The organism is Bradyrhizobium sp. BWC-3-1, from assembly GCF_032917965.1.
Taxonomy (GTDB): Bacteria; Pseudomonadota; Alphaproteobacteria; order Rhizobiales; family Xanthobacteraceae; genus Bradyrhizobium; species Bradyrhizobium canariense_D.
Map to the genome: position 1 here is coordinate 243,212 of NZ_CP136625.1, position 13,864 is coordinate 257,075.

Here is a 13,864-nt window from a genome sequence, read left to right on the forward strand (position 1 = left end):
ACGCGTCAAAGCAAAAATCTAGAGCGCGTCGCTGTCGGTCTCGCCGGTGCGAATGCGGGTCGCGTGATCGATCGGCGTGACGAAGATCTTGCCGTCGCCGATCTGGCCGGTGCGCGCGGTCGCGGTGATGACCGCGACGGCCTTCTCGGCGATATCGGAGGCAACCGCGATCTCGATCCGCAGCTTCGGCAGGAAATTCACGACATATTCGGCGCCGCGATAGATCTCGGTGTGGCCCTTTTGGCGGCCATAGCCCTTCACTTCGGTCACGGTCATGCCGTGGACGCCGATCGCCGTCAGGGCCTGACGGACCTCATCGAGCTTGAAGGGTTTGATGATCGCGACGACGAGTTTCATGGTCAGGCCTATTCCCCGGGATGCGCCGCGCCGTATGTCCCCGGCGCAGCGTCAATCTGGCATCTTTCCGGGCAAATGGCATAAAAAACTTGCAGATTGAAGCGGAAAATCGTTGGGCCATGTGAACGGCCGCCTCTGTACAGGGCAGCCGTTCATCCTCCACAATGCGTTTTTGGCATGGATGCGATGAACCCAAGCGTCGCGGCCGGTACAAAACTATGTTCGAGGGGGACGCTTCATGGCGAGTTGGTTCTACGCATCCGAGGGCAAGCAGCAGGGGCCCTATCCGGAAGGGCAATTCCGTGACCTCGTCGCCCAGGGAGTCGTGCGTCCGGATACGCTGGTGTGGTCGGAGGGCATGGCCGGCTGGCAGAAGGCGGCCGAAATCCCCGGCCTGATCGGCGGGGGCGGTGCGCCCCCGATGATGCCGGCTGGCGGCCCGCCGATGATGGGCTCCGGGGGCTACGGCGGCGGTGGCGCCGGAGGATCGCTGGCGGTCGATTTCGGCATCCTCGAGTTCACCTGGCGCAGCATCGTGATGCTGATCGGCATGTGCTTCATCATCCCGGTGCCGTGGGTGTTCGTCTGGTACACGAAATGGATCGTGTCCTGCGTGAAGGTCCCCGGGCGGCCCAATCTCAGCTTCACCGGCAATGCGATGACGCTGGTGCCCTGGTATTTCGGCTTCATCGTTCTGGCGGTCGTGATCGGCTACATCGGCGTTCCCTTGCTGAGCAATTTGCTGTTCATCGCCCAGCTCGTTCTGTACTGGCTCCTGATCAAATGGATGGTCGCGAATCTCGCCTCCAATGGGCAGCCGCTCGGCCTGAGCTTCACCGGCACGGTTTGGGCCTATGTCGGCTGGAGCCTGCTGTTCGCGATTTCCATCATCACCATCATCGGCTGGGCCTGGGTCGCCGCGGCTCAGATGCGCTGGTTCTGCCGCAGCATCGAAGGCACGCGGCGCGAGATCGTGTTCAACGGCAGCGGTCTCGGGATTCTCTGGCGGGGCATCGTGGCCGCATTCCTGTGCGGCTTCATCATCCCCGATCCCGTGGGTCTATCGCTGGATCATGAACTGGTTCGCGTCGGAGACGGTTCTGGCTCCGCGGGGATCGCTCCGGGCCTGACCTCGAAAGGCACAAGCGCGATCGATCGTGCTTGTGCCTCTTAGGCTCTCCGTTCGCGCACCGAGCCTTCCTGCGCGACGGAGGCCACCAGCGTGCCGTCGGGCTTGAAGATCGAGCCGCGGGTCAAGCCGCGGCCGCTTCGCGCGCTCGGCGAATCCTGTGCGTAGAGCAGCCATTCGTCGGCGCGGAACGGGCGGTGAAACCACATCGCGTGGTCGAGGCTCGCGGGCATCATGCGCTTGTCGAACAGGGTGCGGCCGTAGCGCGCCATAATCGCATCGAGCAGCGAGAAGTCCGACGCATAGGCCAGCGCGCACATGTGCAGCGCCGGATCGTCCGGCAGCGTTGCCGCGGTCTTGATCCAGACATGGATGCGGCCGTCCTCGATCCTCTCACCGAAATAACGGCCGAGCTCGACCGGGCGCAGCTCGATCGGACGGTCGGATTCATAATAGCGGCGGATGAACTCCGGCATCTCCTTGAACATCGGCTGCTTCGCGACTTCCTCCGCCGTCAGCTTTTCCGGCGGCGGCACGTCGGGCATCTTGTCCTGGTGATCGAACGCGCTCTCTTCCTCCGCATGGAATGACACCATGATCGAGAAGATCGCGTTGCCGTGCTGGATCGCGGTGACGCGTCGCGTCGAGTAGCTCTTGCCGTCGCGCAGGCGCTCGACCTGGTAGATGATCGGGATCTGCGGATCGCCCGGCAGGATGAAATAGCAATGCAGCGAATGCGGCAGCCGGCCCTCGACGGTGCGGCACGCTGCAACCATCGCCTGTCCGATCACCTGGCCGCCGAACACCCGTTGCCAGCTGGTCTTCGGACTGTTGCCGCGGAACAGATTCACCTCGAGCTGTTCGAGGTCGAGGATCGAGATGAGGTCGATCAGGCTCTTGGACATGGATTTCAGCTTTCGCCTTGCCGCCCCGGGGTTCGCTGCTCCGGATTGACACAATGGGGGCTGTCCGCCCTTGTTTCACCGCACTGTTTCGCCCACCTCAAGTCTGCTAGCAAGGCCAGGATTTAGCCGGGAATTGGGTATGTCGGTACAGGGTAGCATTGTCATCGGTGGCGGCGCGTTTGCGGGCCTGGCGCTGGCCCTGGCGCTGCGCCAGGGGCTCGGCCCCGAGATCCCCGTCATCGTCGCCGACCCCGCGCTCTCCACACGTCCGAGCCGGGACCCGCGCGCGACCGCGATCGTGGCCGCCTGCCGCCGCCTGTTCGAGGCGATCGGCGCCTGGGACGACGTAAGGGGCGAGGCGCAGCCGATCCTCGACATGATCGTCACCGATTCCAAGCTGGAAGACGCCACCCGTCCGGCGTTCCTCAACTTTGCCGGCGACGTCGCGCCGGGCGAGCCCTTCGCGCATATGGTCGAGAACCGCCGCCTCATTGATGCGCTGGTGGTGCGCGCCGAGGCCGAGGGCGTCGATCTCCGCGCGACCACAGTGTCGTCTTACGACGCGCGGGCCGAAGGTATCGACGTGACGCTCGATGGCAGCGTGATTGCAGCGAGCCTCCTGGTTGCGGCCGACGGTGCGAAGTCGAAACTGCGCGAGCGCGCCGGCATCGCCACCCACGGCTGGGAATATGATCAATCCGGCATCGTCGTCACTGTCGGCCATGAGCGCGATCACGAAGGCCGCGCCGAAGAGCATTTTCTGCCGGCGGGTCCGTTTGCTATCCTGCCGCTTTCGGGCAAGCGCTCCTCGCTGGTATGGACCGAGCGTCGCAGCGAAGCCGCGCGTATCATTGCGTTGAGCGATGAGGAATTTCACGGCGAGCTCGAGCAGCGCTTCGGCCTGCATCTCGGCGAGGTGAAGGCGCTCGACAAGCCGCGCGCGTTTCCGCTGTCCTATTTCGTCGCACGCTCCTTCATTGCCCAGCGCCTCGCGCTGGTCGGCGATTCCGCCCACGTCATCCACCCAATCGCGGGCCAGGGTCTCAACATGGGGCTGAAGGACGTCGCCGCGCTGGCCGAGGTCGTGGTCGACGCCGCGCGGCTCGGCATGGATATCGGCGGCGTCGACGTGCTCGAACGTTATCAGCGCTGGCGCCGCTTCGACACCATGGCCATGGGCGTTGCCACCAACTCGCTGAACTTCCTGTTCTCCAACCAGTCCACCTTGCTGCGCACCGTCCGCGACATCGGCCTCGGCCTCGTCGATCGCGCCCCGCCGCTGAAGAATCTTTTTATCCGCCAAGCCGCGGGTTTGACCGGTGAGATACCGCGGCTGTTGAAGGGCGAGGCGCTGTAGGATTTTCGGTAGCCCGGATGGAGCGCAGCGTATTCCGGGGCCGCTGCGTCATACGAGGAACCCCGGATTTCGCTGCGCTCCATCCGGGCTACAAGTCTCTCATCGGGCCACAAGTCCCCTCAATCGATCTTGCGGGCCTCTTCCGGCAGCATGATCGGGATGCCGTCGCGGATCGGATAGGCGAGCTTGGCGCTGCGCGAGATCAGCTCCTGCTTTGCAGAATCGAACTCCAGCGGGCCCTTGGTCAGCGGGCAGACCAAAATCTCCAGCAATTTGGGATCGACGCTGGCTTCGGGGCGTTCGGTGGGCGCGTTCATGGGGGTCTCCGACGGTCGGTTGCCTCTAGCATAAAAAATCGTGGCAGCCCATCGCGTCGCTCAAGCTGAAACCATCCGCAGAATCTCGTCGAGCAGGCCCTCAAGCCGCGCGGCCGGCGCTGGCGGGCCCGACAGGGCGAAGCCGAGAAACGTCCAGTACAGGATTTGCGCGCGGGCTCGCGCTGTCGCCGCCTCGAACCCGCGCTTCCTCAGCAGCTCCTCGATATAGTCGAGCCTGCGCCGGTCGATGGCACGCACCGCCGTTTGTGCCGCCGCATCGAAGGCCGCCCAGTTCCGCACCGCGCGCTCGAGGTCGAGCCGCGCGCCAAAAGTCCTGCGCAGCAGCGCTTTCAGCGGCTCGTCGCTGTCCGCCTCGACATCGGCGATGATCTGCTCGGCCGCGATCTCGCGCCAGCGCTTCAAGAGAGCAGCATGGAATGCGCCGAGATCGGCGAAATGCCAATAGAAGCTGCCGCGCGAGACCCCCATGGCTTTTGCCAGCGGATCGGCCTTCAGCGCGGTGAAGCCGTCTCGCGCGAGCGCCTTCAGTCCCTGTTTGATCCAGTCGTCGGCGGTCAGCTGTTCGGCCATGTCGGGTTCCGGATGCAAACATACACTAGTGTATTGACAGCCGGCAGGCCAGCGCCTATCCCACCATACATAACTGTATGGACCATATTTGCAGGGAGCTTTGACGATGCGTGATCTCTTGCTCCAGTGCGCCGGGGTCTTGACCATTGCCGTGGCCCTCATTCATGGCATTCTCGGCGAGACCAAGGTCTTTGCCCGCGCCCGCATCGAGCCGGAGCGGCTCCGCACCCTGATCCGCCTGGTCTGGCAGGCCTCGACCGTCGCCTGGATCGGCGGCGGTGTGCTCCTGATCGCGGCGCCCTGGATGCAATCGGAGCCAGCGCGTCACTGGATCGTCGTCACCATGGCCGGTGTGTTCGGCTTCTCCGCTCTCGCCAACGCATGGGCCACAAGCGGCCGGCATTTTGGATGGATGGCGCTCACCGCCGTCGTCGTCATGGCGGTTGCTGGCTACTGAGCTTGCGCGTCGGGATCAGCCTGCTGTCAAACCGTGAGACGTAAGGCCGCAGTGTCGTCTCAAATGCGCGCTGCATACGGAGAGCGCTGAACTTTTTCGGATCGTTAGAATAACTCTAAAGCGAACTGGCCGCGAACCGCATTGACTTCATCATGTGCTTTGCTTCCTTCGGTCCCGCTTCGCCTGCCGGCGCAGCGCCCACGACAGAAGAGGAGACGTTCGTGAAGGTTATTCGTGTTGTTGCCGTTGCATTGACGATCGGGATTGGCATGGGATCGGCAGCCTTGGCCGATGGTTTCAAGGACTGCACCAAACTCGACAAGGCGTCGTGGAAGCCGGCGAGCGACGCCGAAGCCAAGGCCAAGGCGCTCGGCTACGAGGTGCGGCGCTCCAAGATCGAAGGCTCGTGCTACGAGGTCTACGGCGTCAAGGAAGGCAAGCTTTACGAGCTGTTCTACAGCCCAGAAGATCTCAGCCTGAAGCACACGATTGCGAAGTAGACCGCGCGAAGTGTCTGCGCAATGCTACGCCTGAGGGTGGTCCTCGCTTGATCGAAGAAACGGTGCCGCACGCACGCGGGGGGTCCGACCGGACCCCCGCGGATCGAACCGCCGCGCGGACAGTCGCGGTCTGGGACCTCCCGCTGCGGCTCTGGCACTGGGCGCTCGCGGCTTGCGTTCTGGCCGCGTGGTTCACGCCGACCGTCTATGACGGACTTCACCGCATCGTCGGTTATGCCGTACTCGGCCTTCTTGCGTTCCGTCTGGTCTGGGGTTTTTGGGGAAGCCGCTATTCGCGCTTTCGCATGGTCGGCGTCAGACTTCGGGCCGCGCCGGGTTATCTCTGGAATCTGCGCCGCGGCATCACCGGCCGCTATATCGGTCTCAATCCAGCCGGCACGTTGATGCTGGTGGCGCTGCTGGTCTCGCTGGCGGTCTCGACGATCACGGGCGCGATGTCGGTGACGGTGACCTTTTTCGGGGTCTGGTGGGTCGAGGACACCCACCACTATTCATCGGATGCGGTCATCGTCCTGGTCGTGCTGCACGTCTTGGGCGTGCTGATGATGGGACGCCTCCAGCGCGAGAATCTGATCAGCGCGATGATCACTGGACGTAAGCGCATCCGTCATCACCTCTAGAGCACTATTGGTTCTGATTGTGTCAGAACCGAAGCTTCGGTTCGGCGCGTCTCCTCCCCGCCAATCGGTGTCGCCTTCCTCCGCTCCAGGCCTCGCTGCCGGTTCCAGAGTGCTCTCGGTTGGCTCTACGAGCGGTGGCGCGCATTGTCCTGCGCGGGCGCGCCGCCAGATTTCAAATTGCACTGACCACGTTAAGCAACCAATAAGCATGCAATCAGGCGTTGCACAAAATTAACGCGAAGGCGGATTAGCACGGACACTATCGGCAATATCCACGATGGAGCGGCTGGGATGTTTCGGGTTTTCGGTTGCCTTGCTGTCGAGCACGATTGGCGGCTTGTCCTGCTCGCCGGTCTGGTCTGCTTGCTCGCGAGTAGCGTCGCGGTCAGTATCTTTCATCGTGCGATCGTGGCGCCCGCAAGAACGCGGTTGATCTGGATCGGGATTGCCGGCGCTGCCATCGGATATGGGATCTGGGCAACGCATTTCGTCGCGATGCTCGCCTACGAACCCGGCGTTACGACCGGCTACGGCATCGTACTGACGGCGCTTTCGCTTGCTACGGCAATGCTGTTGACGTCGGGCGGCTTCGGCATTGCGGCCGGCTATTCCGGCCGGTGGCGCGCCGCGGCAGGCGGTGTCGTCATTGGCGGCGGCATCGCGAGCATGCACTATCTCGGAATGTGGGCACTTGAAGTGCCGGGCCGCGTCACCTGGTCGCTGGATCTGGTGTTTGCCTCGGTCATTCTGGGCATGTGCCTCGGCTGTGCCGCCCTCGTTGTTGCAGTCAGGTACAAGAACTCCTGGGGCGCACTGTTGGCGGCAGTCCTGCTGACCCTTGCTATCGTCTCGCATCACTTCACGGCGATGGGTGCCGTGCAGATCGTTCCAGATCCGACGCGTTCAACCGACAGTCTGTCGCTTTCGCCGACTTTCCTCGCTCTCGCCATCGCCGGCGTGGCACTATCTGTACTTGGGATGAGCCTGATCGGCGTACTCGCCGACCGCCGCCTGGCAAGTAGAACCAGCAAATTCGAGGAGATCATCAGCCAGCTTTCGATCGCCCGGCAGCAGCTCGAAGGCTCGCAGAGAGAGTTGCAGGATCAGACGCTCAGGCTGGACACCGCGATCAACCACATGGTTGAGGGCCTTTGCATGTTTGATGCCGAGAAGCGGCTTGTCGTCTGCAACGAGCGCTACGCCCGACTCTATCGACTGCCGCCGGAACTGCTGCGGACGGGGACGTCGCACACCGACATCATCAGGCATCGCATCGTGAACGGAATCCTCAAGGGCGATCTCAGCGAGGGGGCTGCCGAGCAATTCATCTCGAAGCTGGCCGCGCTGCCGTTCGATGCGGTCTCAAGCAGGATCGACGAGTTTGCCGACGGCCGGTTGATCTGCGTGACGCGGCAGCCAATGGCCGGTGGCGGATGGGTTGCCACACATCTCGATGTGACCGAGCAGCGCCGGTCTGAGGCCAAAATCACTCATATGGCGCAACATGACGCGTTGACCGATCTGCCCAACCGCGTGCTGCTCAGGGAGCGGATGGAGCATGCCATCGCAGTTACTCGCAACGGTGGCGTCGACTTGGCCGTGCTCATGCTCGACCTCGACCGCTTCAAGGAAGTCAACGACACGCTTGGACATCCGGCGGGGGATTCCCTGCTCCGCGCCGTCGCCGCGCGCCTGCGCGAATGCACCACCGAAACCGCGTTGATCGCTCGACTGGGCGGCGACGAGTTCGCAGTGATCGATTACGTCACCAATCCAGCCGTGGAGGCTGCCGGCCTGGCCGAGAGCATCGGAAGGGCGCTTTGCGAGCCCTTCGATCTCGGCGATCACCGGGTCACGGTCGGCACCAGCATCGGAATCGCCATCGCGCCGCGCGATGGCAGCGATTCCGACGTGATCATGAAGAGCGCGGATCTCGCCCTCTACTCCGCCAAAAGTGGCGGACGTGGCGCATACCGCTTCTTCGAGCCGGAACTCGACGAGCTCATGCACGCGCGACGCAACCTGGAGCACGATATGCGGGATGCCCTTGCCGATCGTCAGTTCGAGCTCCACTATCAGCCGTTCGTCAGCGCCGCTACCGGCGAGACCCGCGGCTTCGAGGCCCTGCTCCGCTGGCATCACCCACAGCGAGGACTGGTCACGCCGAGCGAATTCATCCCGCTTGCGGAGGAGACAGGCCTTATCGTGCCGCTGGGAGAATGGGTCTTGCGGACCGCCTGTGCGGAAGCCGCCAATTGGCCTGCGCATGTCAGGATCGCTATCAACCTATCTCCCGCTCAATTCAGGAGCAAGGAACTCGTTGCTGTCATTGTCGGCGCGCTGGCGAGTTCGGGAGTGGCGCCACACAGGCTCGAGCTCGAGGTCACCGAGACGGTGATCATGCACGATAGCGAGGCTGCTTTCGCGGTGCTCGGACAATTGCGCGAGCTTGGCGTGCGAGTTGCCCTGGACGATTTCGGCACCGGCTATTCGTCTCTGAGCTTTCTGCAGAGATTCCCGTTCGACAAAATCAAGATCGACCGCAGTTTCGTCAGCGAACTATCCAGCCCGAGCGCAGAGGCGCACCATCTTGCGCGGGCAGTGGTTCGTTTTGCTGTCAGCCTCGGCAAGATAACGACCGCCGAAGGCGTCGAAACGAAAGAGCAGCTGGACATCCTCCGTGAGGAAGGCTGCGTCGAAACACAAGGCTACTATTTCAGCCGGCCGATGCCTGCATCCAGCATCACCAGCATGCTGCGGCGAGGTGCCGAAGCGGCCTACCACGCTGCATGAGCATTCCTACCCTCACTGCAGCGGCGGATCGCCGCTGGTGCGCTTCTTCGCGAGGTCCATCTCGGTCACCGCGATCAAAATTTCGGCGCGGGTCTTCAGGTCGGGCGCTTCCAGCATCGCCTGCTTCTCGGCCACGCCATAGGGCGACATCATCGCCAGCGCGTTGACGAGTGCTTCGTTGGGAGCGGTCTCGACGCCCTCCCAGTCAACCTTGAGGTTGTTGGCCTTCAGAAAGTCCGCCAGCACCGTCAGCAGTGCTTCGCGATCGACCTCCTCCTCGCCCATGCGCGGCGTGAAGTCGTCGACGAAGGCAAAGAAATCCACCTTGCACTGCCGGTAGGCGGTGAGAACCTCAAGCTCCTCGACGACCTTGAAGCGCGAGACACCGGTGAGCTCGAGGATGTAGCGGCCGTCGCCGGATTCCGCGAGCTGGGTGATGCGGCCGACACAGCCGACACGGAACAGCGCCGGCTTGTCGGAATTCTTGGGCGAATGCGCGATGTCGGGCTGGATCATGCCGATCAAGCGATGGCCGTCGCGAAAGGCATCGTCGATCATCGCGAGGTAGCGCGGCTCGAAGATGTTGAGCGGCATCTGCCCGCGCGGCAGCAGCAGCGCGCCCGGCAGCGGAAACACCGGAAGGATCTCCGGAAGGTCGGCGGGCCCGCGATATTCGATGTTGATCGGCATCTGCCGGGTCCCCTGGCCTTGCCAGCGCGCGTCAGGAAAACAGGATGATCGACAAGCGCTTGCGTCCCTCGACGGTTGCATCGTCCGTGCCGCCCCAGGCCTCGAAGAACTGTACCAGCTGCTTGCGGGCGCCGTCGTCGTTCCATTTGCGGTCGCGCTTGACGATCGCGAGCAGCTGCTCGGTGGCCGCTGCCCGGTTGCCTTGCGCGTTGAGCGCGATCGCGAGGTCGAATCGGGCCTGATGATCGAGCGGGTTTGCGGCGACTTTCTGTTCCAGCTCGGCGACGGGCCCGAGCTGTTCCGCCTGCTCGGCCAGATCGATCGCGGTCTGCACGGCTTTCACAGCCGGGTCGTTGCGCTTGGATTCCGGGACCATGGCGAGCGTCTGCTTGGCCTGCTCCATCGCGCCGGAGACGGCGTAGCATTTCGCGAGCCCGGCGAGGGCCGCAATGTTGGTCGATTCGAGCTGCAACACCTCCGCGTAGATCTGGGCGGCCGCGGCGGCATCGCCCTCTGCGAGCACGGCCTCGGCTTCCTGGAGGATCTCCGCGATATTCGGCTCACCCGGCGCGGTCACGCCCTTGGTCAGCTTCTCGATGAAGGCGTTGAGCTGGCTCTCCGGGACCGCACCCATGAAGCCGTCGGCCGGCTGGCCGTTGACGAAGGCGATCACCGCCGGAATCGACTGGATGCCCATCTGGCCCGGGATCGCCGGGTGCTGGTCGATGTTCATCTTGACCAGCTTGACCTTGCCCTTGGCGGCCTTGACCGCTTTTTCCAGCAAGGGCGTGAGCTGCTTGCAGGGGCCACACCACTCCGCCCAGAAGTCGATCAGCACCGGCTGGCGCTTCGATTCCTCGATGACGTCCTTCACGAAGGTCTGGGTAGTCGTGTCCTTGATCAGATCGGCGGCAGCCGGGCCCGCTGCTCCGTTACCCTGGTCGATGATCGTCACGGGATCCCCTCGTCTGATGTCTGGAATTGGCGGGTCTTTAGCACGTCGCCAATTCATATGCTTCGCTGTTGGCCCTAAATTGGGCCGGGACGGCCGAATTTCAATCCGTGTGGGCCGATTCGCCGGTTCCGGAGCCTTTTTTGGGGCATTTGGCCGCGTTCGGGTCCATATCGGCCTCCGATTGCGCATCTATGCCGCCGGTAGCTGTTGCATTCCCCTCCCGCTTTTGGCATACGACAGCCGTTGCCGGCGCAGTCATGCGACCGACACAGGATGCGGGTGTAGCTCAGTGGTAGAGCACGACCTTGCCAAGGTCGGGGTCGAGGGTTCGAGCCCCTTCGCCCGCTCCAATTTTCTCCCAAAGCATCCAGTGAGCCGGACGGGCACGTGGTTTTCCACGCCTCTGGCGGCCGTTTGAGTCTCGAATGACAATTCTGGTCACAGGCAGCGCGGGCCATCTCGGCGAGGGTCTTCTCCGCACGCTCCGCGGGCGCGATTCGTCTGTGCGTGGGATTGACCTGAAGCCATCGCCCTTCACCGATGCCGTGGGCTCGATCGTCGATTCCGACTTCGTCCGGGCCCAGATGGACGGCGTCACCGCGGTGATCCACACTGCGACCCTGCACAAGCCGCATGTGGCGACCCACAGCAAGCAAGTCTTTGTCGACACCAACGTCACCGGCACGCTCAACCTGCTTGAAGCGGCCGTGGCCGCCGGCGTGCGCAGTTTTGTCTTTACCAGTACCACCAGCGCGTTTGGCTCGCAGCTTCGCCCCGAGGCGGGCCAAGCCGCGGTGTGGGTCACCGAGGACCTGCCGCCGATTCCGAAGAACATCTACGGCACGACCAAGCTGATGGCTGAGACTCTCTGCGAGCTGTTCTGTCGCGAGCGCGGCCTGCCTGTCGTGGTCTTGAGGACCTCGCGCTTCTTCCCGGAAGACGATGACGATCCGGCGATGCGGTCGGCTTACGCGCCGGAGAATGCGCAGGCCAACGAGCTGCTCTATCGCCGGCTGGATATCGCGGACGCGGTGAGCGCCCATCTGCTCGCCGCCGAGCGCGCGCCGGACATCCGGTTTGCCCGCTACATCCTGTCGGCCACGAGCCCGTTCGAGCAGCGCCACCTCGCCGCGCTGGCGCGCGATGCGGCCGGTGTGGTGCGCGAGCTCTATCCGGATTGTGCGGAGCTCTATGCGGCGCGAGGCTGGCGGCTGTTCCCCGCGATTGACCGCGTCTATGTCAACGAGCGCGTGCGGCACGAACTCGGCTGACGGCCCGAATTCGACTTTGCGCATGTCCTGGAATGCCTTCGCGATGACCGCGATTTTCGCAGCACGCTGGCGCGCGATGTCGGGTCGAAAGGCTATCATGAGACGATTTTCGACGATGGTCCTTACCCCGTCGCCCGTAGCCGCCACCTTTGCTAATTCGCTCGATCCGTCAGATGTCTACCCGGAGTCACCGGCAGCAAGATGGCCGGAGCCGTTCTACTTTGCATGGGGTTGTTTTCGCGTTTGTTCCAGACCTCCTGCTGCCTGCAAATTAGCCGCGCATGATCTCGATTCCGCGCTGCAGCGAGAGCGTTGTCGTAGCGGCATTCGCGATTATTGCCTTTCCGTCTCAATTTTTACTGAGCGCTATCGCAGCGCACGCGGCGCGCTTCTCACCGCTCGCAGATGTGCTAACCTTCTGCGTCTGTCCTCTCGACAGAGTCCGAACTTCGCCTCTCGATAGCAAAATAAAATAAATGTGCAGCCCTGATGGCTGCCTTAGGGGAGTGACGCGATGAAATTCCATCGATCCGTCTTTCAATCCGTCCTGGCGCTTGCAGCGGTTGCCCTTCTCGCGGGGACAAGCGTCGGTCACGCGCAGCAGCAGGACAAGAACAAGCCGCTGAAGAAATACGAATCCGGCACCAAGGAGTTCTGGACCCATCCGCCGGACGACTGGTTCCTCGGCGACGAGACCGAGGCGCAGAAGGGCCTGGCGCCGCCGTCGGGTCCGCCCACCGGCGCGTCCGACGCCGAGCTCGCCAATATCGTCAAGAAGGTCAAGCTGCCGCCGGGCTTCAAGATGGAGGTCTACGCCTCCGGCGTGCTGGCCGCGCGGCAGATGGCCTGGGGTGACAAGGGCACGCTGTTCGTCGGCTCGTTCGGCCTCGGCAACGTCTATGCGATCAAGGACAACAACGGAAAGAAAGAGGTCAAGACGATCCTCAAGGGCCTGAACATGCCCACGGGTCTGGCCGTCAAGGACGGTGCCCTCTACGTCATCGCGGTCGACAAGCTGATCCGCTACGACGACATCGAAAACAAGCTCGACAATCCCGGCGAGGGCAAGGTCGTCTATGACGACATGCCGTCCTATGCCGCGCATGGCTGGAAATACATCGCGGTCGACAAGGAAGGCTGGTTCTACATTCCGTTCGGACCGCCCTTCAACATCGGCATTCCCCCGACCAGCGTGTCGCAGATCCGCCGCGTCGATCCCAAGACCGGCAATGCGGAAATCTATGCGCTCGGCGTTCGCAACTCGGTCGGGGGCGACGTCGATCCGCGCACCGGCAAGTTCTGGTTCACCGAGAATGCCCGCGACTGGATCAGCGACGATCTGCCCTCAGACAAGCTGAACATGATCAGCAAGATCGGCGAGCACTTCGGTTATCCCTACTGTCACCAGGGTGATCTGCCGGATACCAAGTTCGCGATGGGCCACAAATGCTCCGAGTTCACGCCGCCCGTGCTGAACCTCGGCGCTCACGTCGCTCCGCTGGGCATGAAGTTCTATACCGGCGACCAATTCCCGGCCGAGTACAAGAACAACATCCTGATCGCCGAGCACGGCTCCTGGAATCGTCACAAGTACCAGGGCGGCCGCATCATGCGCGTGATCGTCGGCCCCGATGGCAAGAACGCCAAGCAGGAGGTGTTCGCCTCCGGCTGGATCGAGGGCGACCAAGGCTATCTCGGCCGTCCCGACGACATCATTCTCGCCAAGGACGGCTCGATCCTGGTCGCCGACGACTGGGCCGGCGCGATCTACCGCATCAGCTACAGCAAGAAGTAGCGTAAGACGACGCGAGGCTGCGGTGCCGAGAGGGCGCCGCAGCCTTTCTCATTTCAATTTCGCACGCTGTCGTTTCCGATCGCGCACCGCTTGCGCGCAAGTCCGG

13 protein-coding genes, 1 tRNA gene and 2 pseudogenes are annotated in these 13,864 nt (G+C 63.2%); 9 read left to right on the forward strand and 7 right to left on the reverse strand.

Annotated features, from left to right (window positions below; all coding sequences use genetic code 11):
• Positions 1–18 precede the first annotated feature (18 nt).
• Positions 19–357, reverse strand: coding sequence for a P-II family nitrogen regulator (locus RX329_RS01145; RefSeq protein ID WP_007598647.1), 339 nt, complete (start codon positions 355–357; stop codon positions 19–21).
• Positions 358–595: 238 nt separating this feature from the next.
• Between RX329_RS01145 and RX329_RS01150 the strand changes: the two are divergent.
• Positions 596–1,487, forward strand: a pseudogene (locus RX329_RS01150) (DUF4339 domain-containing protein).
• A gap of 40 nt (positions 1,488–1,527) precedes the next feature.
• Here the strand turns inward: RX329_RS01150 and tesB are convergent.
• The gene (tesB, locus tag RX329_RS01155) at positions 1,528–2,391 is read right to left on the reverse strand and encodes an acyl-CoA thioesterase II (RefSeq protein ID WP_018459668.1); all 864 of its coding nucleotides are present in this window, start codon (positions 2,389–2,391) and stop codon (positions 1,528–1,530) included.
• A 139-nt stretch (positions 2,392–2,530) separates the two neighbouring features.
• On the opposite strand from tesB, the gene RX329_RS01160 reads away from it, so the two are divergent.
• Positions 2,531–3,748, forward strand: coding sequence for a ubiquinone biosynthesis hydroxylase (locus tag RX329_RS01160; RefSeq protein ID WP_317245490.1), 1,218 nt, complete (start codon positions 2,531–2,533; stop codon positions 3,746–3,748).
• Positions 3,749–3,867: 119 nt separating this feature from the next.
• Here the strand turns inward: RX329_RS01160 and RX329_RS01165 are convergent, their stop codons facing one another.
• Positions 3,868–4,065 carry a Trm112 family protein gene (locus tag RX329_RS01165; RefSeq protein ID WP_007598651.1) on the reverse strand — a complete coding sequence of 66 codons (198 nt, stop codon included), beginning with the start codon at positions 4,063–4,065 and terminating at the stop codon, positions 3,868–3,870.
• A 60-nt stretch (positions 4,066–4,125) separates the two neighbouring features.
• Positions 4,126–4,656: a TetR/AcrR family transcriptional regulator gene (locus tag RX329_RS01170; protein ID WP_085359593.1), complete on the reverse strand. Its 531-nt coding sequence runs from the start codon at positions 4,654–4,656 to the stop codon at positions 4,126–4,128.
• Positions 4,657–4,762: 106 nt separating this feature from the next.
• Here RX329_RS01170 and RX329_RS01175 point away from each other — a divergent pair, with 106 nt between their 5' ends.
• From RX329_RS01175 to RX329_RS01185, 3 genes are all read left to right on the forward strand, one after another.
• The gene (locus RX329_RS01175; RefSeq protein WP_018459672.1) at positions 4,763–5,113 is read left to right on the forward strand and encodes a hypothetical protein; all 351 of its coding nucleotides are present in this window, start codon (positions 4,763–4,765) and stop codon (positions 5,111–5,113) included.
• A gap of 221 nt (positions 5,114–5,334) precedes the next feature.
• The gene (locus RX329_RS01180; RefSeq protein WP_007598654.1) at positions 5,335–5,613 is read left to right on the forward strand and encodes a PepSY domain-containing protein; all 279 of its coding nucleotides are present in this window, start codon (positions 5,335–5,337) and stop codon (positions 5,611–5,613) included.
• Between the two features lie 47 nt (positions 5,614–5,660).
• Complete coding sequence (locus tag RX329_RS01185; RefSeq protein WP_085384733.1) at positions 5,661–6,254, forward strand: cytochrome b/b6 domain-containing protein; 594 nt, start codon at positions 5,661–5,663, stop codon at positions 6,252–6,254.
• A 231-nt stretch (positions 6,255–6,485) separates the two neighbouring features.
• On the opposite strand, the gene RX329_RS01190 is transcribed toward RX329_RS01185, so the two are convergent.
• A complete protein-coding gene (locus RX329_RS01190; protein WP_240543269.1) occupies positions 6,486–6,653 on the reverse strand; it encodes a hypothetical protein in 168 nt (55 codons plus the stop codon).
• A 30-nt stretch (positions 6,654–6,683) separates the two neighbouring features.
• Here RX329_RS01190 and RX329_RS01195 point away from each other — a divergent pair, with 30 nt between their 5' ends.
• Entirely contained in the window at positions 6,684–9,047 is a 2,364-nt protein-coding gene (locus tag RX329_RS01195; RefSeq protein WP_244559931.1) for an EAL domain-containing protein, read from the forward strand.
• Between the two features lie 12 nt (positions 9,048–9,059).
• Here RX329_RS01195 and RX329_RS01200 read toward each other — a convergent pair whose 3' ends face one another.
• Positions 9,060–9,737 carry an LON peptidase substrate-binding domain-containing protein gene (locus RX329_RS01200; protein ID WP_018459676.1) on the reverse strand — a complete coding sequence of 226 codons (678 nt, stop codon included), beginning with the start codon at positions 9,735–9,737 and terminating at the stop codon, positions 9,060–9,062.
• A gap of 31 nt (positions 9,738–9,768) precedes the next feature.
• Positions 9,769–10,692: a thioredoxin gene (gene trxA / locus RX329_RS01205; RefSeq protein WP_007598659.1), complete on the reverse strand. Its 924-nt coding sequence runs from the start codon at positions 10,690–10,692 to the stop codon at positions 9,769–9,771.
• Between the two features lie 275 nt (positions 10,693–10,967).
• On the opposite strand from trxA, the gene RX329_RS01210 reads away from it, so the two are divergent.
• The 3 genes and pseudogenes from RX329_RS01210 to RX329_RS01220 all read left to right on the forward strand — a co-directional run bounded on the left by RX329_RS01210 (position 10,968) and on the right by RX329_RS01220 (position 13,758).
• Positions 10,968–11,042, forward strand: a tRNA-Gly gene (locus RX329_RS01210).
• A 75-nt stretch (positions 11,043–11,117) separates the two neighbouring features.
• A pseudogene (locus tag RX329_RS01215) lies at positions 11,118–12,119 on the forward strand (NAD-dependent epimerase/dehydratase family protein).
• A 358-nt stretch (positions 12,120–12,477) separates the two neighbouring features.
• Complete coding sequence (locus tag RX329_RS01220; protein ID WP_085349220.1) at positions 12,478–13,758, forward strand: PQQ-dependent sugar dehydrogenase; 1,281 nt, start codon at positions 12,478–12,480, stop codon at positions 13,756–13,758.
• The last annotated feature ends 106 nt before the right edge of the window (positions 13,759–13,864 follow it).

Excerpts from the sequence above, each read along its gene's own strand:
- RX329_RS01220 (WP_085349220.1), top strand. The coding sequence starts at position 12,478 with ATGAAATTCCATCGATCCGTCTTTCAATCCGTCCTGGCGCTTGCAGCG.
- RX329_RS01160 (WP_317245490.1), top strand. The coding sequence starts at position 2,531 with ATGTCGGTACAGGGTAGCATTGTCATCGGTGGCGGCGCGTTTGCGGGC.
- tesB (WP_018459668.1), bottom strand. The coding sequence starts at position 2,391 with ATGTCCAAGAGCCTGATCGACCTCATCTCGATCCTCGACCTCGAACAG.
- RX329_RS01175 (WP_018459672.1), top strand. The coding sequence starts at position 4,763 with ATGCGTGATCTCTTGCTCCAGTGCGCCGGGGTCTTGACCATTGCCGTG.
- RX329_RS01170 (WP_085359593.1), bottom strand. The coding sequence starts at position 4,656 with ATGGCCGAACAGCTGACCGCCGACGACTGGATCAAACAGGGACTGAAG.
- RX329_RS01190 (WP_240543269.1), bottom strand. The coding sequence starts at position 6,653 with ATGAAAGATACTGACCGCGACGCTACTCGCGAGCAAGCAGACCAGACC.
- RX329_RS01165 (WP_007598651.1), bottom strand. The coding sequence starts at position 4,065 with ATGAACGCGCCCACCGAACGCCCCGAAGCCAGCGTCGATCCCAAATTG.
- RX329_RS01145 (WP_007598647.1), bottom strand. The coding sequence starts at position 357 with ATGAAACTCGTCGTCGCGATCATCAAACCCTTCAAGCTCGATGAGGTC.
- RX329_RS01200 (WP_018459676.1), bottom strand. The coding sequence starts at position 9,737 with ATGCCGATCAACATCGAATATCGCGGGCCCGCCGACCTTCCGGAGATC.